The sequence below is a fragment of the Deltaproteobacteria bacterium genome, assembly GCA_026712905.1.
In the GTDB taxonomy this organism is placed as follows: Bacteria; Desulfobacterota; Binatia; order UBA9968; family JAJDTQ01; genus JAJDTQ01.
The window spans coordinates 52513-74122 of record JAPOPM010000145.1 but is presented as its reverse complement, the minus strand read 5'-3'; the positions used below and the strand labels follow the sequence as shown (position 1 = coordinate 74122).

Sequence of the window (21610 nt, the reverse complement as noted above, 5' to 3'; positions counted from 1 at the left end):
CGCGCATGTCCCTACAACTCCTCCAGCTCGGCCGACATCTGCTGGCGCCGGTACATCTGCGCGTACAGGCCGTCGGCGCGCAGCAGCGATTCGTGGTCGCCGCGCTCGACGATGCGGCCCTCGTCCAGCACCAGGATCTCGTCGGCTTGCCTGATGACCGCCATGCGGTGCGAGATGATGATGCAGGTCTTGCCCTTGAGCACGCTCTCGAAGCTGTCGAGGATGCGCTGCTCGGTGTGCGCGTCCACGCTCGACAGGCAGTCGTCCAGGATCAGGTAATCGGGATTCGCCAGGATGGCCCGGGCCAGGGTCGCCCGCTGCTTCTGGCCGCCGGAGAGAGTGATGCCCCGCTCTCCCACCCGGGTGTCGAGGCCGTCCGGGAAGACCTCCACCTCGCTCTCCAGATCGGCCACGTCCAGGACGCGGCGCACCTGCTGCTCGCTGGCATCCGCGTCGCCGAACTTGAGGTTGTCCTGGATGGAGGTGGAGAAGAGGAAGGGGTCCTGCGGCGCGTAGCCGATGGCACCGCGCAGCTCTTCCAGTGACAGCGCGCGGAGGTCCACCCCGCCCATGCGGATGGTGCCGGAGGAGACGTCGTGGAGGCGCGGGATCAGGTGCGTCAACGTGCTCTTGCCCGCGCCGGTGCGTCCGACGATGGCGACCTTGCGGCCCGGCGGCACCTCGAAGCTGATGTCCTTGAGCACCGCGTCGCCGTCGGCGCCGCCGTTGTAGCCGAACGACACGCGATCGAACTCGATGCCCCGTTCCTTGTCGCGCAAGGGCACCGGATGCTCGGGGTCGGCGATGGCCGGCTCCACCTCGAAGATCTCCTCAAGCCGGTCCATGGCGGCGCGCCCGCGCTCGAGCAGCGAGAGCATCCAGCCGAAGGCCGCCATGGGCCACGCGAGCACGTTCAGGTAAAGGATGAACGCCACCAGGTCGGCCACGCCGCTCTGCTCGCGCATGATGAGCCAGCCGCCGTACCACAGCACCACCAGCACGGTGAGGCCGTGCAGCGCCACCATCACGGGGTTGATCATGCCGCGGCAGCGGGCGAGGTCGAGGCTGCGCATTTGGTACTCGTCGTTCATAACGGCGAAGCTGCCGGTCTGGGGCTCCGCCTGCACGTACGCCTTGACCACGTGCATGCCGCTCAGGTTCTCCTGCACGTGGGCGCTCATGCGCGACATCTGCCGCTGGACCCGCAGCGACGCCCGCCGGATACGCCCGCGGAACTGCTTGAACACGACCGCCAGGAGCGTCAGGCACGCGCCCACCGCCAGCGTCAACTGCCAGTTCATGGCGAACATGAACACCGCCGCGTAGACCAGGTAGAGCGGCGTGTTCACCAGGTTGAGGAAGCCGGGGCCCAGGAGCATGCGCACGGCGTTGATGTCGTTGACCGCCCGCGACATGAGGTCGCCGGTCTTCTGGGCCTGGTAATAACCGAGGGGAAGCTTCTCCAGGTGCGCGAAGAGGTCGTTCCGCAGGTCGTACTCGACGTTCCGGCCGGCGTTGAAAATGATGGAGCGGGCAACGCCGCGCAGGAGCCCGCCGCCCGCCGCGGCCAGGGCGATCAGCAGCACATAGCCGCCCAGCTCGGAGTCGGGATCGCCGCGCTCGATGACGTCGATGGCCCCACGCACCCACCACGGCACCACCATGAGCAGGCTGGTGGTGCCGATGAGGCACACCCCGCCCGCCAGGTAACGGCGCCAGTAGCGCCACAGATAGTCGATCAACCGTCCGATGCCGGCCATGTGGAAGAAACGGCCCCCCTGAGAATTCGGGTAGTTGGACGTCTTGCGGGAGGTGGGCCGCCGCAAAGGCGCTCGATTTAATTTAGCCAACGCGCCAACGGATTACCAATCGCGTTCCCGGCCACCCGGGAAGGCTTAATCTTGACAATTCCACCGTGAATTGATATTCCAGTTTCGTTGGTAATTTGGTTTTTCCTTTGAAATCGCAGTTATCGTCAGTTGCACCCAAGAGGCCGTCACCGCCCGAAAGCGGCGGCTTCGGGGGCACGAGCAGGACCCGCACATGGCTGAGCTTGAATCCCCACACCAGAGCCGCCTGTACTCGGATCTGGCCCCGCTCTACGACAAGACGTTCGCGAGGTTCTTCTACGCGCGCGAACGGACGGTCATAGAGGACCTGAACATACCCAAGGGGGCCGAGATCCTGGAGGTGGGCGTCGGAACCGGCGCCTCGTTCCCCGCCTACCCGCGTGGCTGCCACGTGGTCGGCGTCGACCAAGCCCCCCTCATGCTCGCCCAAGCCCGCGAGAAGATCGCCAAGAACGGCTGGCGCCATCTCGAAGTCAAGGAGATGGACGCCTTGAACCTTGATTTCCCCGACAACGCCTTCGACTACGTGACGGCGTTCCACGTGGTCACGGTGGTGCCCGATCCGATCCGGATGATGGCCGAGATGCGCCGCGTCTGCCGGCCCGGCGGCACCATCTGCATCGTCAACCACTTCACCACCGAATCCCGCTTCTGGGGTCCCATCACCAAGTCCCTCGACCCCATCACCCGCCGGCTCGGCTGGAGCACCCACCTCAAGCTCAAGCCGTTCCTCGAGGACACCGGCTTCACCGGGTGCAAGGCCTACCGGTTCTCGCGCTTCTCGCTGTACACGGTGGTGGTGGGGACGAACGAGAAGGAATAGAGAGACCCCGCGCCTGCCCCCCGATCAGGCTGGATCCCGCCCGATATCGGCCAATCCGATTGCGGTCACGCGCTCCGCGAGCGGGAACCGCTGCTCCCCTGGATAAACGATGAACAGGTGGTCGAGCTTGAGATCGGCCAGCACCACGTGCATCGACTTCGTCATTCTCGGGCTGTCCGTCAATTTGCATTCGTAGCCGATGCGCCGGCCGCCGTCGAGCACCAACACGTCGAGTTCCGCTCCGCCATGGGTGGCCCAGAACCAGCAGCGCCGCTCACCGTGGACCGCGGCGATCTCCTCGACACAGAGACCCTCCCACGAAGCCCCGTGCCCGGGATGGGACTCCACATCGCGTTGCCGCTCCAGACCCAGCAAGGCATGCAGCACGCCGCTGTCCCGAACATAGACCTTCGGTGTTTTCACCAGGCGCTTGCCTACGTTCTCGAACCAGGGATGCAATTGGCGGATCAGATAGGCGCCGGTGAGCAGATCGAGATGCCGGCGCACCGCATTCTGCGATATCGCCAGCGAAGAACCGACCGCGGAAGCGTTCCAGCGCTGCCCGTGCAGATGGGCCGTCATGGTCAGGAAACGGCGCATGGCGGCGGGCGCCATCTCGAAACCCCACCGGCGGAGGTCCCGCTCGACAAAGGTTTGCACAAAGCTGTCTCGCCAAGCGAAGCTGTCCTCATCCGAATCCGCCAGGAACGACGGCGGAAGCCCGCCGCGAAGCCACAGTCGGTCCCGGCTCGCGGAACCGCCCTCGGCCATGCGAAACCCCGCCATGGAGACCAGCTCGACCCTGCCGGCGAGCGTCTCCGAAGCGCCGCGTACGATTTCCGGCGCTGCGCTGCCCAGGAGCAGAAACCTGGCCGGAAGCGGTTGCCGGTCCAGGAGGACGCGCAGCAGAGGAAGAAGATCCACGCGCAACTGAATCTCGTCCAGGACAACGAGCCCCCGCAGACGCTCCAGCACCAGCTTGGGCGTCGCCAACCGGGCCACATCGGTGGGGTCCTCAAGATCGAAATACTCTGCGTCCTGGCGGCTGGCGATGCGGCGTGCGACCGTCGTCTTGCCCGACTGACGCGGGCCCAGGAGTACCACGCCACGGCTGCGTCCCAAGGCTCCCGTGACCTGGGACTCGATGGCACGTCGTTCAATGAAGGGCATTTCCTTGAAAATTACCGCGGCGGCGATAGATTTTCAAGGATGCGTGGGTTCACCAGCGCACTCCCTCCACCGGCATCTCCGTCCTCTCCCGTCACCCTCACCTTCCGGCCCTCGATGACGAGCCGGCCTTCGCTGTAGAGCTGGATGGCGCGCGGATAGATGCGGTGCTCCTGCGCCAGGATACGCTGGGCGAGGGTTTCCTCGGTGTCGTCGGGAAGGACGGGGACCACGGCCTGGATGATGATGGGGCCTTCGTCGCAGCCTTCGCTGACGAAGTGGACGGTGCAGCCGGCGAAGCGGACGCCGTACTCGATGGCCTGGCGCTGGCCGTGGAGACCGCCGAAGGCGGGAGACAGGGCGGGGTGGATGTTCATGATGCGGTTGGGAAAGCTCTGCACGAAGTACGGCGACAGCAGACGCATGAATCCGGCCAGGACCACGAGCTCCACGCCCTGACTCTTGAGATGCTCCACCACCACCTGGTCGTAGGCATCCCGGGACGGGTGGCCGCGATGGTCGATGACCGTGGTGGGGATGCGATGGTTGCGGGCGCGGATGAGCCCGTAGGCGCTTTCCCGGTTGCTGACCACCGTGCGGATCTCGGCATCCAGGCCGTCTTGTTCGATGGCATCGATGATGGCCTGGAGATTGGTGCCGCCGCCTGAGAGCAGCACGCCGACGGGGACGTTGTGCTTCATGTTGGTGCTCGCTTGTCTGTAAACTCGACGGACCGCCCGGCCGGGAAATGCTGTATCGGAGTTGAAGAGTCCCGAGGCTGCTCCAGCGCCGATACAGGCATGAACCGGACGTCATCGTGATGATGATATCTAACACATGGAGGCCCTAAGCTTGACATGCTACACTCGAACCGCTGCGCCCCACCACGAGAGTCGCGTATGGGAACGCTGCTGATCAAGTCACCAACGGCTTATGGAGGTGAAGCGTGAGGATGACCGGATTCGCCTTGATCCTGACCATGGCCCTTACCCCAGGTTGTGCGCCGGTGGCGGTAGGTACCGCCGCCGCGATCTGGTACAGCATCCAGGGCAAGGAGTGGTGCCAGGAGACCAGGAAAAGGCCTGACCTAGAGGCCAAGCTGAAGGATGAAAAGTTCCGGGATTACTTCGAGCAAACCTGCGGCAAGCCCGACTCGCCCGCCAAAGGCCAGTGAGGGGTATCCCAACCGACCCCGGCGCGTCCGGGCCGGAACCCGTCGCACCCTACCTCATGAAGGAGACGCCGCGGCGTCCCTTGCGGATCTCGCCGATGACGGCGTAGGGCTCGCGGCGGCGGCGCAGCGCGCGTTCCACGCCGGGGGCGTCTTCGGCCCCCACCACCAGGGCCATGCCGATGCCGTTGTTGAAGGTGCGGTCCATCTCGGCCTGCTCCACGTGGCCCAGCCGTGCGATGAGATCGAGGACCGGAGGCACGGGCCAGCTTCCGCGTCGAAGCCACGCGCGCATGCCGACCGGCAGGACGCGCGGCAAGTTCTCCACCAAACCGCCGCCCGTGATGTGCGCGATACCCTTGACGCGGTGCCGGGCGCCGAGTGCGCGGATGAGCGATGCGTAGATCCGGGTCGGCGTCAGCAACTCGTCCGCCAGGGATTTCCCCAGGTCCGCCACCCTCGACTTCAACTTGAGCCCCGCCGTATCCAGCAGGACCTTGCGCGCCAGCGAATACCCGTTGCTGTGGAGCCCGCTGGACGGCAGGCCGATGATCACGTCGCCGGCGCGCACCGCGCGCGGGTCGGGTATGCGGTCCTTCTCCACGACGCCGACGCTGAAACCCGCCAGGTCGTACTCGCCGTCCGCGTAGAAGGACGGCATCTCCGCGGTCTCGCCGCCCAGCAGCGCGCATCCGGCCTGGCGGCAGCCTTCCGCCACGCCGCCCACCACCGCCCGGAAGGTGGCTGGCCTGAGCTTGCCGGTGGCGAAATAATCGAGGAAGAACAGCGGCTCGGCGGCCTGGGGGAGAATGTCGTTCACGACCATGGCCACGAGATCGATGCCCACGGTGTCGTGGCGGTCGGCCATGAAGGCGATCCTGAGCTTGGTGCCCACCCCGTCGGTGGAGGAGACCAGGACCGGGTGCCGGGCGCGCACGCGTGAAAGATCGAAGAGCCCGCCGAACCCGCCGATGCCGCCCATGATCCCGGGCCGCGCGGTCTTGCGGGCCATCGACGCGATGGAACGCACCAGCCGGCCCGCTCCCTCGATGTCGACGCCGGCGTCCTTGTAGGTGAGCTTCGCCACCACCACCTACTGCTGCTGCCCTTGCTGCAGCATCTCCAGCGCCCGGCGCGCCGCTTCCTGCTCCGACTGCTTCTTGCTGCGGCCCTCTCCCTGGCCCACCAGGTGGCCGCCCACGCGGATCTCCGTCTCGAAGCACTTGTCGTGGCTCGGGCCGGTCTCGCGCACCAGCAGGTAGGTGGGCGGGACGCGGTAGAGCCGCTGGCTGAGTTCCTGGAGACGGGTCTTGTAGTCGTCGAGACCCAGGCCGGTGTGGTCCAGGTCGGCCGCGAAGTGCCGCTCCACCACCGGCTTCACGGCGTCGTAGCCGGCCTCCCGGTAGATGCCGCCCAGCAATGCCTCCAGCGAGGCCGACAGGATCGACTCCTTGCGCCGGCCACCGGTGCGCTCCTCGCCTTTCCCCATCCGCAGCCTGGGGCCGACGTCGATGGCGCGCGCCTTTTCCGCCAGCACCTTCCGGTTCACCAGCGACGCGCGCATGCGCGACAGGTCGCCCTCGCTCTTCTGCGGGAACCGTTGCATGAGCATGTCGCTGATGACCAACCCCAGGACGGCGTCACCCAGGAACTCCAGGGTCTCGTTGTGGGCTTCCATGCCGCCGCCGCAGGAGACGTGGGTCAGGCAGCGGTTGAGCAGCAAGGGGTCTCGGAAACAGTAGCCGAGGGCGTTCTGGAAACGGGCCAGATCCGTGTGGTCCTCGGTCAGCATCGAGCCTCTCCCCGGAGCCGGCCTTGCGACCACTCCTGGAGCGTGACGGGGACCTCACGGTGCACCAGGTCGGGACCGCCGGGAAACAGCACCGGCAGGTAGTTGCGGCTGTAGCCCTTGAGCCATCCCGGCTCGCCGGCCACCGGCTCTTCCGCCAGCACCGACACATGGCTCCCCACCTGGCCGCGGTAGAACTCCTGCTTCTTGCGCGCGCCCAGCTCCCGCGCCCGGCGCGAGCGTTCCTTCTTCTCGGCGGGGGGCACCTGGTCCGGCATGCCGGCCGCGGCGGTACCGCGGCGGGACGAATAGGGAAACACGTGGAAGTAGGTCAGCGGCAGCCCGGCCAGGAAGTCCAGCGACGCGGCGAAGACACCTTCGCCCTCTCCCGGGAAACCCACGATGACGTCCGTGCCCAGGGCGGCCCGCGGCAGCTTGCCGCGCGCCCGCGCCATCAACCGGGCGAAGTAGGCGGTGTCGTAGTTGCGCCGCATGCGCTTGAGGATGCCGTCGTCCCCCGCCTGCACGCACACGTGCAGGTGCGGGCAGACCACATCCGAATCCGCCATCACCGACAACAGGTCGTCCGTGACCTCCCGCGGGTCCAGCGAACTCAGGCGCAGCCGGGAGATCAACCCACTGCCGGCAATGCGCCGCACCAACTCGCTCAGCGAGACCCGCGGCGCCAGATCGTGGCCGTATCCGCCGAGATGGATTCCCGTGAGCACGATCTCCGAGAAACCGGCGTCCGCCAGACCGCGCACCTGTTCCAGCACGCGCTCCGGCGGGACGCTGCGGCCGCGCCCGCGGGCCGTGGGGATGATGCAGTAGCTGCACGCGAAGTTGCATCCTTCCTGCACCTTGAGGAACGCCCGGGTGCGGCCCAGGAAACGCCGGGCACCCAGGACGCCGACGCCGCGCTCGTCGCGGGGATTCCCGACGGAGACGGCGGGGCCGGCGCCGGCTGCGGCTTCGGTGACGTAGCGCGCCAGCTCGTCCATGCGGTTGAGGCCCACCACGCGGTCCACGCCCGGAACGCGGGACACCTCTTCGGGACTCACCTGCGCGTAGCACCCGGTGACCACCACCCGCGCCGCCGGGTTGTGCCGCTTGGCCTTGCGCACGAGCTGGCGCGCCTCCCAGTCGGCGCGGTCCGTGACCGTGCAGGTGTTCACGACGTACACGTCGGCCTGTTCTTCGAACGGAACGAACGCGCAGGACTCCCGCGCCAGCCGCTCCTGGATCACGGCGCTGTCGTACTGGTTGATCTTGCAACCGAGCGTCTTGATGGCTACGCGCATCGGTTCTCCACGACAGGGCCGCGGTCATCCCGCGGCGCTTCGACCTCCGCATGGCCGGCCGCCCTGTCGATCCAGCCGCCGCCGAGCACCTCGTCGCCGCGATAAAACACCGCGGCCTGGCCGGGGCTGACGGAAGGAATCGGGTCGGTTGGGCGCACCTCCACCGTATCATCGTCCAACGGCCGCAGCGTGCAGGGCGCCGGCTGCGAACGGTAGCGAATCTGCACCTCCGCGTCCGTCTCCCCTTCCGGGGGCGGCGCGATCCAGTTGAGGCGGCTCGCGCTGAAGACCCCCGTACCCAACTCTTCGCGCGCACCCACCACCACCCGCCTTGCGTCCGCGTCGATGCGCAACACGTACAACGGCCGCGTGGCCGCGATGCCGAGGCCCCTTCTCTGGCCCACGGTATAGCGATGAATGCCGTCGTGACGGCCGAGCACGCGGCCGCTGCTGTCCACGATCTCCCCCGCGCCGAGTTGTCCGGCACCGGCCATGGACGCCACCACCGTCCGGTGGTCCCCGAGGCAGATGTCCTGGCTCTCGGGGCGCTCGGCCACCGGCAACCCCAGCTCACGCGCCTTGGCGCGCACGGCATCCTTGTGAAGTCCCCCCAACGGGAACACGATGCGTTCGAGCTGGCTGGGCGAAAGGGCGAAGAGAAAGTACGACTGGTCCTTGTTCCGGTCCGCGCCGCGCATCAGCCCCGCCTGGCCGCGGCCGTGGGCGACGCGGGCGTAGTGGCCCGTGGCCACGCGCTCAATGCCGCGGGGCTGCGCCCACGCCAGCAGCCGCTCGATCTTGAACTCGCGGTTGCAGGCGACGCAGGGATTGGGCGTGGCGCCTTCCAGGTAGCTCCGGGCGAAGGGCTTCACCACGGCCTCGCGAAAGTCGCCGCGCTGGTCCAGCACCGTGTGGGGAATCCCCAGCAGGGAGGCCACCTCTTCCGCGCCTCGATGGTCGGAGCAGTTGCGCGGCCCCAGGTTCCGCCCCTCCCACAGGCGCAACGACACCCCCACCACGTCGTACCCCTGCTCCAGCAGCAGAGCGGCCGCCACCGAACTGTCCACACCCCCGCTCATGGCCACCGCCACCTTCTTGTCCGTTGCTGCCGTCACATTGCTCTCTCAGTTCTTGTATCGGCGGACCTCTTTGTCCTCTTCCCGCTGCCGCTCCTCCAGCCCACCCTGCTTGGCATCCAGCTCGTTCACCCGCGCCTCCAGCTTGTGGATGTGGTCGGCCAACTGGCCCAAGGACTTGGCCGTAGGGTCGGGCAAGCGGTCGTGGTCCAGGGCGATCTGGTGTTCGACCGGATCCCGGTGCACGCCGTCGCCTTCCACCACCTTCCCGGGCACGCCCACCACCGTGGAGTTGGGCGGCACGTCCTTCACCACCACCGAGCCCGAACCGATCTTGCTGTTCCGCCCCACCACCACCGGGCCCAGCACGGTGGCGCCGGCGCCGATGATGACGCAGTCCCGTACCGTGGGGTGGCGCTTCTCCTTGCGCAGGCTGATGCCGCCCAAGGTCACGCCCTGGTACAACGTCACATCGTCGCCGATCTCGGCGGTCTCGCCGATGACCACTCCCATGCCGTGATCGATGAAGAACCGATGCCCGACGGTGGCGCCCGGATGGATCTCGATGCCGGTGAAGAAACGGCTCAGGTGGCTCAGGAAGCGCCCGAGATTCCTCCAGCCGCCGTGCCACAGCCGGTGGGCGACGCGATGGCAAAGCAGCGCGTGCACGCCGGGATAGCTGAGCAGAACCTCGCCCAGGTTCCGCGCCGCGGGGTCGCGCTCGAAGGCGACGCGCACGTCCTCTTTCAGAAGACTCCACATCGGCGGCTCCCGTGGAAGATCCGGGCGGAACGGCCGCGGATCCTTCCGTTCAGGACGCGGGCGATGCCGCGGAATGGGCCTTCCCGGCGCGGCCCTTGCCCGCGGGGCCCCTCTTCTTTCGGTCCTTGTAGAGCTTGTAGTCGATGCTGTCGACCAGCGCCTGCCAGCTCGCCTCGATGACGTTGTGGGAAACGCCCACCGTGCCCCACTGGCCGTGGCCGTCACCCGACTCGATGAGCACCCGGACGGCGGCGCTGGTGCCCTCCCCCGACGACAGCACCCGGACTTTGTAGTCCAGCAGCTCCACTTCCTCCAGGGACGGATAGAAGCCGGTGAGGGCCTTGCGCAGGGCCTGGTCCAGCGCGTGCACCGGACCGCTGCCCAGGGCGGCGGCGTGCTCCATCACGCCGTTCACCTCCACCTTGACCGTGGCCTCGGACAGCGGTGCCTCGTTTTCCACCCGCTTTTCGTCGATGACCCGGAATCCGTCGAGGCGGAAGTTGCGCTTCTTCTTGCCCAAGGCCTCCTGGATCAACAGCTCGAAGGAAGCCTCCGCGGCCTCGAACTCGTAGCCCTGGCTCTCCAGCTCCTTGATGCGGTTGAGGATCTGGTGCACGGCCGTGTCCTGGCCGTTCAGGTCGATGTCGTATTCCCGCGCCTTGTAGACGATGTTGCTCCGGCCCGACAGGTCGGACACCAGGACACGCTGGCGGCTCCCCACCAACTCCGGCTCGATGTGCTCGTAGGTCTCGCGGTTCTTGATGATGCCCGAGACGTGGAGGCCGCCCTTGTGCGCGAACGCGCTGTCGCCCACGTAGGGCTGGCGCTTGTTGGGCACCACGTTGGCCAGTTCGTACAGCAGGTGCGAGATCTCCCGCAGCCGCCGCAACTGCGACGTCCGCACGATCTTGTGGCCCTGTTTCAACTGGAGGTTGGGCAGCACCGAGCACAGGTTCAGGTTGCCGCAGCGCTCGCCGAAGCCGTTGATGGTGCCCTGGATCTGGCGCACGCCGTTCTCCACCGCCGTCATGGTGTTGGCCACCGCCAGCTCGCCGTCGTTGTGGCAATGGACCCCCAGCGGCGTCTTCAACTCCTCCTTGGCCCGCGCCACCGCCGCGCCGATGTCGGCGGGCAGGCCGCCGCCGTTGGTGTCGCACAGCACGATCCAGTCGGCGCCGCCCTCCTCGGCCGCCTTGAGGCACTCCAGCGCGAACTTCGGATTGTTGCGGTAGCCGTCGAAGAAGTGCTCGGCGTCGAACATCACCTCGTCGACGTGCTTCTTCATGTAGGCGATGGAATCGGCGATCACCTCCAGATTGGCCTTCTGGCTGATGCGCAGGTCGTCGCGCACGTGCAGGTCCCAGGTCTTGCCCACCAGCGTCACCACCGGGGTCTTGGCCGCCAGCAAGAGCTTCAGGCTGGCGTCCTGGGAGGGTTTCACCGACGGCCGGCGGGTGGTGCCGAAGGACGCGATCCGGGTCTTCCTGAGGTCCAGCTTCGACACCTCCTTGAAGAACTCGGCGTCGCGCGGGTTGGAACCGGGATAGCCGCCCTCGATGTAGTGGATGCCCAGCTCCACCAGGCTCTCGGCGATGCGCAGCTTGTCCTTCAGGCTGAAGGAGACATCCTCGCTCTGGCACCCGTCGCGCAGGGTGGTATCGTACAGCAACAAATTACTCATTACTCATGCCCTCACCTGCCCTTCGATCAGCGAAGCGTGCAGCGTATCCACGGCCCTGTGGCTGTCCTCCTCGTTCACCACCACCGACACCTTGATCTCGGAGGTCGAGATCATCTCGATGTTGATGGACTGGTCGGCCAGCGCCTTGAACATCCTCGCGGCTACGCCCGCGTTCGTTCTCACCCCCACGCCCACCACCGACACCTTGGCTACGCGGGTATCGGAGGCCACCCCCTTAGCTTGGATCAAGGACGCGGTTTTTTCAATCAATTCCATGGCCTTGGTATGGTCCTTCCTGGGCACCGTGAAGGTCACGTCGGTGGTGCCGTCCTCGCTCGCGTTCTGGATGATCATGTCCACGACGATGTTGGCGTCCGCGATGGGGCCGAAGATCTGCGCCGCAAGGCCGGCGCGATCCGGCACCCCGCGGATAGTGATCTTGGCTTCGTCGTTGTCGCAGGTCACTGCCGAAACCAGAACCGAATCCATCTGTTCTTCCTCCTCGACCAGCCAGGTGCCCTCCACGTCGTTGAAACTCGAGCGCAGGTGCACCGGGACGCCGAACTTCTTCGCCAGCTCCACCGAGCGGATCTGCAGCACCCGGGCGCCCATGCTGGCCATTTCCAGCATTTCGTCATACGTAATGCGATCCAGCTTCCGTGCGCGCGCGCACACGAAGGGATCCGCCGTGTAGATGCCGTCCACGTCCGTGTAGATCTCGCACACCGCGGCGTTCAGGGCGGCGGCCATGGCCACGGCGCTCGTGTCCGAGCCGCCGCGCCCCAGAGTGGTGATGTTGTCGTCCTCGTCCACACCCTGAAAGCCCGCCACCACCACCACCTCCCGGCGCTCAAGCGACTCCAGCACACGGGTGGCGTCGATGCTCTTGATGCGCGCCCGGCCGTACACGTTGTCGGTGGCGATGCGCACCTGGTGCCCGAGAAACGAGCGCGCCGGTTGTCCCAAGTCCTTGAGCGCCAGCGCCAGGAGCGCGCACGACACCTGCTCTCCCGACGCCAGGAGCACGTCGATCTCCCGGTCGTCCACGTGCGCCGAAACCTGGTTGGCCAGGTTCAGCAGACGGTTGGTCTCGCCGGACATGGCCGACACCACCACCACCACGTCGTTCCCCGCCGCGCGCGCGGCGGCCACGCGCCTGGCGACGTTGCGGATGCGTTCCACCATGCCGACGGAGGTGCCGCCGTATTTCTGTACGATCAATCCCATCACTCGACTCCGCTTGCCTACGCCTCGCCACGCCCGTCCCGAGCCTTGTCGAAGGGCCCGGGACCGATGGGATCGCCTCGCCGCAGCGCGGCCACCAATTCCTCGTACCGCGTGCCGTGCGCGGCGAAGCGCAGCTCCCGCCGGTCCTCGTCCACGTAGCGGAAGGCCACGGCGAGGAACTCCTCCACGCCGACGGCGTCCAGGCGCTCGAACCACTCGATGACGCACACGCTGCCGGACGCGAAGTATTCTTCCAGGTGCAGGTCTTCCATCTCCGCGCCTGGGGCCACGCGGAAGAGGTCCACGTGGACCAGCGGCACCCGTCCCTCGTACTCGTTGATGAGCGTGAAGGTGGGGCTCCGCACCCAACTGTTCCGGCCCACCGCGAGCCCCTCGGCAAGACCGTGGACGAAGCAGGTCTTGCCACTGCCGAGATCGCCCGTGAGCCCCAGGATCTCGCCGCCGCCGAGCAGGCCGCCGAGGGTCCGCCCCAGGGCCCGGGTGGCCTCTTGCGAGCCCGTCGTGATTCGATATGCGTTGGCCGTCATCCCTGTACCAGTTCCCGGATCTGCATCAGTTCCTTGATGGTGCGCGGCAACTCGTCGACGAGGTCCGAAGCGATCAGTCCCACGCCGCCGCGATCATCCGCGACCCGGTCCCCGGCGTGTCCGTGGAGATACACCCCCAAGCGCATCGCGTCGCGAGGGGCCAGTCCCTGCGCCAGAAAGCCGGCGATGATCCCCGCCAGGACGTCGCCCATGCCCCCGGTGGCCATGCCGGCATTGCCCGTGGGGTTGATGGAGACCCGGCCCTCGGGGGTGGCCATGACCGTGCGCGCCCCCTTGAGCACCAGGTAGCAGCGGTGCTCCGCGGCAAAGGCGCGGGCGATGCCGATGCGGTCGGCGTTGACCGCCGATGCATCCATGCCGGTGAGCCGGCCCATCTCGCCGGGATGCGGCGTCAGCACCGGGGGGACGCGCGCCTCCTTCAGGCGGCCGATGTCCGCCGCCAGGTTGTTGAGCCCGTCGGCGTCGATGAGCCACGGCAGGGTGCAATGCTCCAGCAGCGTTTCCAGCGTCCGTCGCGCGCCGTCGTGGACGCCCACGCCCGGGCCGAAGAGGACCGCGTTCCCACGCTCCGCCAGCCCGTCCCAATCGGCCGCCCCCAGCGCCGGCCACTGTTCCGCGCCCGGCTCGCCCAGGGCCTCGGTCATGGGCTCTACCAGGGCGCCCGCCAGGATGTCGTTAAGGCCCCGGGGCGCCGCCAGCGTCACCAGCCCGGTGCCCACGCGCATGGCGCCGCGGCAGCAAAGCACCGCCGCCCCGGTCTTGCCGCGGGAGCCGGCCATCACCAGCAGGTGACCGTAGCTGCCCTTGTGCGAGTCTTCCAGCCGGCGCGGCAGCAGCCACACGAGGTCCGCGGAGTCCAGCAGCTCCGCCGAGGGGGCCACCTCGGCCACGGCCTTGTCCCACAGGCCGATGTCGGCCACCACGAGATCGCCGCAGTAGGTGACTCCGGGGTAGACCACCTGTCCGGTCTTGGGATAGCCGAAGGTCACCGTGATGTCCGCCTGTATCGTCGCACCCAGCGGGCCGCCCTTGTCGGCATCCAGCCCCGACGGGGTGTCCACCGCGACGATGGGCAGACCGGAAGCGTTCATGAGCTCCACCACGTCGGCCAGGAACCCCTCCACCGGCGCGCGCAGGCCGGTGCCCAGGAGCGCGTCCACCAAGAGCCCCTTGTCCTCGATACGCCCGCGCAGGGCGTCCGGATCGCCGCCGGGAATCTCCGTGAACCGGCCGCCCGCGGTGCGGTAGCGCTGGAGATTGGTGGCCGCGTCCGGCGACAGCTCGTCGGCCCGCGCCAGGCATGCCACCTCGCACGGGAACTCCCGCTCGTGCAGCAGCCGCGCCACCACGAGCCCGTCACCGCCGTTGTTGCCCTTGCCCGCCACCACCAGCGCGCCGCGCTTGGCCAGTTGCGACCAGCGCTGGAGGATCACGTCCACCACGCCCTGCCCGGCACGCTCCATGAGCCGCAGGCTGGGGACGCCGTGGGCCTGAATGGTGAGCTCGTCCATGCGGCGCATCTCCGCCGCGGTCACCACGTGCATGAGTCAGTCCCCCGCCGTTTCCGCCCCCGCGATGAGGGCCTTCATCTCCCGTACCGCCTCGACCATCCCCACCATGATGGCCCGGGCGACGATGCTGTGTCCGATGTTGAGCTCCACGATCCCCGCGATGGCGGCGATGGGCGCCACGTTCTCCGTATTGAGGCCGTGCCCGCCGTGGACCTCCAGGCCCAGACCCGCGGCCAGCGTCGCGGCGCGGCGCAGGGCCTCCAGCTCGCGCGCCACCCGGTCCGCAGCGGCGTCGCAGTAAGTGCCCGTGTGCAGTTCCACGGCGTCGGCGCCCAGGTCCCGGCTGGCCTCGAGCTGCCGCGGATCGGGGTCCACGAAGAGACTTACTCGAATGCCGGCGCCGCGCAGGCGCGCCACCACCTCGCGCAACTGGCCCGCCTGGGCGGCTACGTCGAGACCACCCTCGGTGGTCAGCTCCTCGCGCCGTTCCGGCACCAGGCAGGCGTCGTCGGGCCGCAACGCGAGCGCGTGCCGGACCATCTCCCCGGTGCCGGCCATCTCCAGGTTGAGGCCCGCGCTCGAGCGCTCCCGCAGCCGGACCACGTCGTGCTCCTGGATGTGCCGGCGGTCCTCGCGCAGGTGCACGGTGATCAGATCGGCGCCGCCCCGCTCGGCCAGCAGCGCCGCCTCCACCGGGTCCGGGATGTCGATCCTCCGCGCCTGGCGCACGGTGGCCACGTGATCGACGTTGACTCCGAGACGAATCATGCCGGACCCCCTATCCTTCGGAGCCGTTGGTGGAGTGGATCGCGTCGGCGATGCCCTGCGCCAGCCGCCTGATCTCGTCCTCCGACTCGCCCTCGATCATGACCCGCGCCAGCGGCTCGGTGCCGGAGTAGCGCACCAGCACGCGGCCGCGGCCGTCGAGCAGGCTCTCGCTCTCGCTGATGCGCGCCTGCACCTGGTCCATCTCGGAGAGCGGGCGCTTCTCGCGCACCGGCACGTTGACGATCACCTGCGGCAGCTTGCCCATGATCCGGCGCAGCTCGCTCAGAGGCTTCTCCTGCTCGACCATGAGGGCCAGCACCTGGAGCGCGGTCAGGCAGCCGTCGCCGGTGGTGTTGTGGTCCAGGAACACCATGTGCCCCGACTGCTCGCCGCCCAGGTTGTGGCCGCCGCGGCGCATTTCCTCCACCACGTAGCGATCACCGATGGCGGTGCGCAGGACCGCGATGCCGTGCCCGCGCAGGGCGACGTCGAGCCCCATGTTGCTCATCACCGTGGCCACCACCGTGCCCGTGGGCAGCCGTCCGGCCTCCTTCAGCGCGATGGCGCACATGGCCAGCACCTCGTCGCCGTCCACCAATTCGCCCTTGTCGTCGATGAACAGCGCCCGGTCCGCGTCGCCGTCGAGGCACACGGCCAGGTCCGCGCCGTGCTCCAGCAGCGCCGCCCGGGCCGTCGCCGGGGACACCGAACCGCACTCCCGGTTGATGTTGGTGCCGTCGGGGTCCACCGCCACCGGAATCACCTCGGCGCCCAGTTCCGTCAGCACCTCCGGCGCCACCCGGTAGGCGGCGCCGTTGGCGCAGTCCACGACGATCTTGAGGCCCTCCAGGGTCAGGCGGCTGGGGAACGCGCTCTTGAGGAAGTCCACGGTCCTGCCGAGGGCGTCGGCGACGCGAAACGCCTTGCCGATGTCCGTGGCCGCGGGACGGTTTGCCCCGTACTCACCCTCCCGGACCAGCGCCTCCATGCGCTGCTCCCAGGCGTCCGGCAGCTTGAAGCCGTCCCGGGAAAAGAACTTGATGCCGTTGTCCTGGTAAGGGTTGTGCGACGCCGAGATCACCACCCCGGCGTCGGCGCGCATGCTCCGGGTAAGGAAGGCAACGGCCGGCGTCGGCAGCGGACCCACCAGAAGAACGTCCGCGCCCATGGAACAGATGCCGGACGCCAGGGCGGTCTCGAACATGTAGCCCGACAGGCGCGTGTCCTTGCCGATGAGGATCCGGCGCCGGCGCGTGCGTTTCCGCCCCAGGGCGCCGCGCGCCTCCGTGCCGCCGCCGTGACCGCCGACCACGTGCGCGATGGCCCGGCCGAGCCTCAAGGCCGTCTCCGCGGTCATGGGCTCCTGGTTGGCGATGCCGCGGATGCCGTCCGTGCCGAACAGGCGGCGCCGGCCCGGCGCTCCTGGTGGTCTGTCCGAGGTCATGGGCTCCCTTCCGGTGCGCCCGCGCGGATGGCCCCCGCCACGCGAACGGCCCGGCATGTTTCCGCCACGTCGTGGGCGCGGATCATGTGGACGCCGGCGAGCACCGCCGCGGCCGCCCCCGCCAGGCTCCCTTCGAGGCGCGCGTCCGGCGTCCCCTCATCCAGCAGGCGTCCGAGGAACGCCTTGCGGGAAAGCCCCACGAGCACGGGCCGTCCCAGCGACACCAAGGTGTCCAGGCGCCGCAGCAACTCCAGGTTGTGGCCCATGTCCTTGCCGAAGCCGATACCGGGGTCCACCACGACGCGGTGCGCGCCCACGCCGCGCTCCAGGGCAAAGGCCACGCGTTCCCGGAGGAAGGCGGCCACCTCCCGCACGACGTCGACATAGTGCGGCGCGCGCTGCATGGTGCGGGGCTGGCCCTGCATGTGCATGAGTACCACCGGAACATCCTCGGCCGCCACCAAGCCCGCCATGGCGGGATCGAACCGAAGGGCGCTGATATCGTTGACCATGTCCGCGCCGGCCGCCAGCGCCCGCCGGGCCACCGCTTCCTTGTACGTATCGATGCTGATGGGCACGGCGACCCGCGCTCGCAACCCGCGTATGACCGGGATCACCCGCCCCAGCTCTTCCTCCAGCGACACCGCATCCGCGCCCGGCCGTGTCGATTCCCCGCCCACGTCCACGATGCTCGCGCCCTGGCGCGCCATCTCGACGCCATGGGCCAGCGCGGCGTCGACGTCCACGTAGCGGCCGCCGTCGGAAAAGGAGTCCGGGGTCACGTTCAGGATCCCCATCACCGCCGTGCGCCGGCGCATGTCCACCACGCCGTGGCGCGTTTCCAGTACCGGGTCTGGGTTCGGGTTGCGGTTGGCGTCCAACAATGACCGCGAACGTAAAGAAGCGGGGATGCCGGTCCGGTCAGTCGCCGGCGGGAACGGATGTCGGGGGCAGGTCGGGACCGCTGTCTCCCATGTATTCGTTGACGATGGCGTCGATCTCCGCGCCGTCCAGCACTTCCTTCTCCAGCAACTCCTTGGCGACCCCGTGCAGCAGGTCCATGTGACTGGTCAGGAGTTCCTTGGCCCGGGCGTAGCAGTCCTGGATGATGCGCCGGACCTCCATGTCGATCTCCACCGCCGTGCTTTCGGAGTAGTCCTGCTGCTGGGTGAAGTCGCGCCCGAGAAAGATCTGCTCTTCCTTCTTGCCGAAGGTCATGGGTCCCAGCTTGTCGCTCATGCCCCACTCGCACACCATGCGGTGGGCCAGCTCGGTGGCGCGCTCGATGTCGTTGCCGGCCCCGGTGGTCATGTGATCGAGCACCAGCTCCTCGGCCACGCGTCCGCCGAAAAGGATGGTCATGGTGCCGAGGAGGTGCTCCCTGTCCTGGCTGTGGCGCTCGTCCGTGGGGAGCTGCTGGGTCAGGCCCAGGGCCATGCCGCGCGGGATGATGGTCACCTTGTGCACCGGGTCGGCGTCCGGCAGGAGCTTCGCCACCAGCGCGTGGCCGGACTCGTGGTAGGCCGTGTTGCGCTTCTCCTCGTCGCTGATGATCATGCTCTTGCGCTCGGTCCCCATCATGACTTTGTCCTTGGCCAGCTCAAAGTCACTCATGTTGACCTTTTCCTTGTCGTGCCGCGCCGCCAGCAGCGCCGCCTCGTTGACAAGGTTCTCGAGATCCGCGCCGGCGAAGCCGGGGGTCCCGCGCGCCAGCACCCGGATGTCCACGTCGTTTTCCAGCGGCACCCGGCCGGCGTGCACCGCGAGGATGCCCTCGCGTCCCTTGATGTCGGGCGGCGGCACCACTACCCGGCGGTCGAACCGTCCGGGCCGCAGCAGCGCGGGATCGAGCACGTCCGGGCGGTTGGTGGCGGCGATGAGGATGACGCCGTCGTTGGCCTCGAAACCGTCCATCTCCACCAGCAACTGGTTGAGGGTCTGCTCGCGCTCGTCGTGCCCGCCGCCGAGGCCGGCGCCGCGCTGGCGTCCGACCGCGTCGATCTCATCCACGAAAACGATGCACGGCGCCTGCTTCTTGGCCTGGACGAACAGGTCGCGCACCCGCGACGCGCCCACGCCCACGAACATCTCGACGAAGTCCGATCCGCTGATGCTGAAGAAGGGCACGCCCGCTTCACCGGCGATGGCGCGCGCCAGAAGCGTCTTGCCCGTGCCCGGAGGCCCCACCAGCAGGCAGCCCTTGGGGATGCGCCCGCCCAGGCGCGTGAACTTCTTCGGGTCCTTCAGAAAGGCGATGACTTCCTGCAGCTCCTCCTTGGCCTCGTCCACCCCGGCCACGTCGCTGAACGTCACCCGCACCTGGTTTTCGTTCAACAGGCGCGCGCGGCTCTTGCCGAAGGACATGGCCTTGCCGCCCCCGACCTGCATCTGCCGCATGAAGAAAATCCACACCCCCACCAGCAGCAGCATCGGGAACCAGTTCACCAGCAGCACGAAGTACCAAGGGGAATCATCCTCCGGCTTGGCGGCGATGCGGATGTTCTTTTCCCGCAGCGTCGTCACCAAGCCTGGATCATTCGGCGAGAAGGTCCGGAATCGCTCGCCGCTCTGGTACTTGCCGTGGACGTACCGCCCTTGAATGGTGACTTCCTGAACATCTCCACGCTCCACCGCCGACCAGAAGTCGCTGTAGATGATCTCGGGGTCCCGGCCCTGCTGCCGCGTAAAGACGTTGAAGAGCAGCAGAAACATCAGCCCGAGCACGAGCCACAGAGCAAGGTTTTTTGTCGCTTGGTTCAAAGAGGGCCTCTCCAGCCTTTCGCACCCCTATCCTGCCTGGAAAACGTTAACATACGGGTACATCTTCTTCAATAAGAACGGGGAGCGGCCAAGTCAACCACGCCTCGCGGACCGGTCGTGTGCCACGCCCGCCGAGGAGGGACGGATTTTGACCCGCCACGCCGCGCGGCTCGCCGGCTCCAACCTGGCGAAGTCACCGCGCGCGCACCCGGGAATCCACACGATCTCCTCCCCCGTAAGGACCAGCGGCAAGGTGCGGCGACGGGGGCGCGGCAGCTTCATCTCCATGAACAGGTCCTTGAGCTTCTTGTGCCCGGCCATGCCCAGCGGCCGGAAGCGGTCACCCGGGCGGAAGTTCCGCACCAGGAGGGTACCCTCGACCCGCTCCACGGCGCGGAGGTCGAAGGCGGCCTCGAAGGGGTTCGCCGGAAGGTCCAGGCTGTCCGAGCGCCACGCCGTGAGCTTCAACCCGGCCTCGGGCAGGAGGAGCTCGCCTTCGAGTGGGAGCGGGTAGGAATATTCCTCCCCGTCGCCCTTCGCGCCTTCGCGTTCTTCGTCCGTGGCGAAGACCAACCGGACCGACTCGTACTGCCGCGCCACCGTCCATGCGCCGGTGAGCGATACACGGGCGTGAGGACGGCTTCCGGCGATGAGATCGAGGACGGCATCCACGTGGGCGTGACCGACGCGCCGGAGCGTGCCCGTGACCCGCCTCAGCCAGAATCGCACCATTCGGGGCCGCAGCTCGGGCTCGACCCCGAGAAAGGCGGCCCGGTCCAGCACGTCGTCGCGGCTGACCCGCGGGTAGCCCTCGGCCACCCGCCGCTCCAGCAGCACGTTGTCGGACCGCAGCATGCCGCCCAGCCGGGCAACGCGGTGCTCCAGCCCGCCGTCCGTCTGTTCCCGCAGTTGCGGCAACAGGGTCCGGCGGATCCAGTTCCGCAGATAACGGGTGTCGCGGTTGGTGTCGTCCTCCCGGTGCTCCAGCCCGCGGCTTTCCAGATACCCGAGGATCTCGTCGCGGGGGACGTCCAGCAACGGACGGATGAGCCACGGACCCTCGGAGCCGGCCGGGGCCCGGTCCAGCGGCCGCGCCGCCGGCATGCCCGCCAGTCCCTCGGGACCGCAGCCGCGGAGCAGCCACATCAGCATGGTCTCCACCTGGTCGCCGCGGTTGTGCCCCACCGCGACCTTGGCGAGACAACGCTCCGCCGCCACCCGTGCGAAGAAGCGGTAGCGTTCCGTACGCGCCCGGGCTTCCAGGTTTCCCGTGCTTTCCCGGTCCCCGGCGCGGGCTTCCAGGTGTTCGGCACGCGCATCAGGAGCATCCCGACTTGCCGCTTCGCGGTATTCGGCACCGTGCAGGTCCAGTCGAGCCACATGGAACGGCAGCGACAGCCCGGCCGCCATGCGCCGGACGAACTCCGCGTCCTCCCGGCTCCGGGCTCCGCGAATTCCGTGTTCCACGTGGGCCACTTCCAACGACAGCGAGAGGGCCGGCGCGACCTCCGTCAGAAGGTGAAGCAGCGCCACCGAATCCGGTCCGCCGGAGACGCCGACGAGCACGGCGTCACCGGGAACCAGAAGTTCATCCCTGAGCAGGGTCTCCGCGAGTTTCTGGTGGAGTTCCATTCAAGCCGGGCGGGAGCGTGCGGGAGGCGCACCGTGGCTCCCAGGTGTGTTGATGGTACAGTACACGGTTGTTATAGCG

At 68.0% G+C, this 21610-nt stretch carries 19 protein-coding genes; 2 read left to right on the top strand and 17 right to left on the bottom strand.

Features of this window, described 5'->3' with window-relative positions:
* Positions 1–11: 11 nt before the first annotated feature.
* A complete protein-coding gene (locus tag OXF11_11620; protein MCY4487744.1) occupies positions 12–1760 on the bottom strand; it encodes an ABC transporter ATP-binding protein in 1749 nt (582 codons plus the stop codon).
* A gap of 283 nt (positions 1761–2043) precedes the next feature.
* Here OXF11_11620 and OXF11_11615 point away from each other — a divergent pair, with 283 nt between their 5' ends.
* Positions 2044–2673: a class I SAM-dependent methyltransferase gene (locus OXF11_11615; GenBank protein ID MCY4487743.1), complete on the top strand. Its 630-nt coding sequence runs from the start codon at positions 2044–2046 to the stop codon at positions 2671–2673.
* Between the two features lie 24 nt (positions 2674–2697).
* Here the strand turns inward: OXF11_11615 and OXF11_11610 are convergent, their stop codons facing one another.
* Together OXF11_11610 and purN are read right to left on the bottom strand one after the other, a co-directional pair.
* The gene (locus OXF11_11610) at positions 2698–3843 is read right to left on the bottom strand and encodes an ATP-binding protein (protein MCY4487742.1); all 1146 of its coding nucleotides are present in this window, start codon (positions 3841–3843) and stop codon (positions 2698–2700) included.
* An 11-nt stretch (positions 3844–3854) separates the two neighbouring features.
* A complete protein-coding gene (gene purN, locus OXF11_11605; protein MCY4487741.1) occupies positions 3855–4541 on the bottom strand; it encodes a phosphoribosylglycinamide formyltransferase in 687 nt (228 codons plus the stop codon).
* A 251-nt stretch (positions 4542–4792) separates the two neighbouring features.
* On the opposite strand from purN, the gene OXF11_11600 reads away from it, so the two are divergent.
* Positions 4793–5014, top strand: coding sequence for a hypothetical protein (locus OXF11_11600; GenBank protein MCY4487740.1), 222 nt, complete (start codon positions 4793–4795; stop codon positions 5012–5014).
* Positions 5015–5063: 49 nt separating this feature from the next.
* On the opposite strand, the gene purM is transcribed toward OXF11_11600, so the two are convergent.
* The 14 genes from purM to tilS all read right to left on the bottom strand — a co-directional run bounded on the left by purM (position 5064) and on the right by tilS (position 21531).
* A complete protein-coding gene (gene purM, locus OXF11_11595) occupies positions 5064–6098 on the bottom strand; it encodes a phosphoribosylformylglycinamidine cyclo-ligase (GenBank protein ID MCY4487739.1) in 1035 nt (344 codons plus the stop codon).
* A gap of 6 nt (positions 6099–6104) precedes the next feature.
* A complete protein-coding gene (gene rnc, locus OXF11_11590; protein ID MCY4487738.1) occupies positions 6105–6803 on the bottom strand; it encodes a ribonuclease III in 699 nt (232 codons plus the stop codon).
* Positions 6797–8101, bottom strand: a complete 1305-nt coding sequence (gene mtaB, locus OXF11_11585) for a tRNA (N(6)-L-threonylcarbamoyladenosine(37)-C(2))-methylthiotransferase MtaB (protein ID MCY4487737.1) — start codon at positions 8099–8101, stop codon at positions 6797–6799. Before mtaB ends, rnc begins: the two co-directional genes overlap by 7 nt.
* Positions 8092–9216 carry a tRNA 2-thiouridine(34) synthase MnmA gene (gene mnmA, locus OXF11_11580; protein ID MCY4487736.1) on the bottom strand — a complete coding sequence of 375 codons (1125 nt, stop codon included), beginning with the start codon at positions 9214–9216 and terminating at the stop codon, positions 8092–8094. Before mnmA ends, mtaB begins: the two co-directional genes overlap by 10 nt.
* A 9-nt stretch (positions 9217–9225) precedes the next feature.
* Positions 9226–9939 (bottom strand): serine O-acetyltransferase, encoded by a 714-nt coding sequence (gene cysE, locus OXF11_11575; protein MCY4487735.1) that lies wholly within the window; start codon positions 9937–9939, stop codon positions 9226–9228.
* A 49-nt stretch (positions 9940–9988) separates the two neighbouring features.
* Entirely contained in the window at positions 9989–11620 is a 1632-nt protein-coding gene (gene cimA, locus OXF11_11570; protein ID MCY4487734.1) for a citramalate synthase, read from the bottom strand.
* Between the two features lie 3 nt (positions 11621–11623).
* Positions 11624–12847 carry an aspartate kinase gene (locus OXF11_11565; GenBank protein MCY4487733.1) on the bottom strand — a complete coding sequence of 408 codons (1224 nt, stop codon included), beginning with the start codon at positions 12845–12847 and terminating at the stop codon, positions 11624–11626.
* A 17-nt stretch (positions 12848–12864) separates the two neighbouring features.
* Entirely contained in the window at positions 12865–13395 is a 531-nt protein-coding gene (gene tsaE / locus OXF11_11560) for a tRNA (adenosine(37)-N6)-threonylcarbamoyltransferase complex ATPase subunit type 1 TsaE (protein MCY4487732.1), read from the bottom strand.
* Positions 13392–14960, bottom strand: coding sequence for an NAD(P)H-hydrate dehydratase (locus OXF11_11555; GenBank protein ID MCY4487731.1), 1569 nt, complete (start codon positions 14958–14960; stop codon positions 13392–13394). Before OXF11_11555 ends, tsaE begins: the two co-directional genes overlap by 4 nt.
* A 3-nt stretch (positions 14961–14963) precedes the next feature.
* Entirely contained in the window at positions 14964–15695 is a 732-nt protein-coding gene (locus OXF11_11550; protein MCY4487730.1) for a pyridoxine 5'-phosphate synthase, read from the bottom strand.
* 10 nt (positions 15696–15705) lie between these two features.
* The gene (gene glmM, locus OXF11_11545) at positions 15706–17139 is read right to left on the bottom strand and encodes a phosphoglucosamine mutase (protein MCY4487729.1); all 1434 of its coding nucleotides are present in this window, start codon (positions 17137–17139) and stop codon (positions 15706–15708) included.
* Positions 17136–18020 carry a dihydropteroate synthase gene (gene folP / locus OXF11_11540; protein MCY4487728.1) on the bottom strand — a complete coding sequence of 295 codons (885 nt, stop codon included), beginning with the start codon at positions 18018–18020 and terminating at the stop codon, positions 17136–17138. The genes glmM and folP overlap by 4 nt, the downstream gene beginning before the upstream one ends.
* Positions 18021–18060: 40 nt before the next feature.
* Positions 18061–19899, bottom strand: a complete 1839-nt coding sequence (gene ftsH, locus OXF11_11535) for an ATP-dependent zinc metalloprotease FtsH (protein ID MCY4487727.1) — start codon at positions 19897–19899, stop codon at positions 18061–18063.
* Between the two features lie 93 nt (positions 19900–19992).
* Positions 19993–21531: a tRNA lysidine(34) synthetase TilS gene (gene tilS / locus OXF11_11530; protein ID MCY4487726.1), complete on the bottom strand. Its 1539-nt coding sequence runs from the start codon at positions 21529–21531 to the stop codon at positions 19993–19995.
* Positions 21532–21610: the final 79 nt, after the last annotated feature.

Bases quoted from the DNA above. Each gene is read 5' to 3' on its own strand.
- OXF11_11615 (MCY4487743.1), top strand. From the start codon at position 2,044: ATGGCTGAGCTTGAATCCCCACACCAGAGCCGCCTGTACTCGGATCTG.
- cysE (MCY4487735.1), bottom strand. From the start codon at position 9,939: ATGTGGAGTCTTCTGAAAGAGGACGTGCGCGTCGCCTTCGAGCGCGAC.
- OXF11_11565 (MCY4487733.1), bottom strand. From the start codon at position 12,847: ATGGGATTGATCGTACAGAAATACGGCGGCACCTCCGTCGGCATGGTG.
- OXF11_11550 (MCY4487730.1), bottom strand. From the start codon at position 15,695: ATGATTCGTCTCGGAGTCAACGTCGATCACGTGGCCACCGTGCGCCAG.
- glmM (MCY4487729.1), bottom strand. From the start codon at position 17,139: ATGACCTCGGACAGACCACCAGGAGCGCCGGGCCGGCGCCGCCTGTTC.
- OXF11_11600 (MCY4487740.1), top strand. From the start codon at position 4,793: ATGACCGGATTCGCCTTGATCCTGACCATGGCCCTTACCCCAGGTTGT.
- tilS (MCY4487726.1), bottom strand. From the start codon at position 21,531: ATGGAACTCCACCAGAAACTCGCGGAGACCCTGCTCAGGGATGAACTT.
- rnc (MCY4487738.1), bottom strand. From the start codon at position 6,803: ATGCTGACCGAGGACCACACGGATCTGGCCCGTTTCCAGAACGCCCTC.
- cimA (MCY4487734.1), bottom strand. From the start codon at position 11,620: ATGAGTAATTTGTTGCTGTACGATACCACCCTGCGCGACGGGTGCCAG.
- OXF11_11610 (MCY4487742.1), bottom strand. From the start codon at position 3,843: ATGCCCTTCATTGAACGACGTGCCATCGAGTCCCAGGTCACGGGAGCC.
- OXF11_11555 (MCY4487731.1), bottom strand. From the start codon at position 14,960: ATGCACGTGGTGACCGCGGCGGAGATGCGCCGCATGGACGAGCTCACC.
- mtaB (MCY4487737.1), bottom strand. From the start codon at position 8,101: ATGCGCGTAGCCATCAAGACGCTCGGTTGCAAGATCAACCAGTACGAC.
- purN (MCY4487741.1), bottom strand. From the start codon at position 4,541: ATGAAGCACAACGTCCCCGTCGGCGTGCTGCTCTCAGGCGGCGGCACC.
- OXF11_11620 (MCY4487744.1), bottom strand. From the start codon at position 1,760: ATGGCCGGCATCGGACGGTTGATCGACTATCTGTGGCGCTACTGGCGC.
- tsaE (MCY4487732.1), bottom strand. From the start codon at position 13,395: ATGACGGCCAACGCATATCGAATCACGACGGGCTCGCAAGAGGCCACC.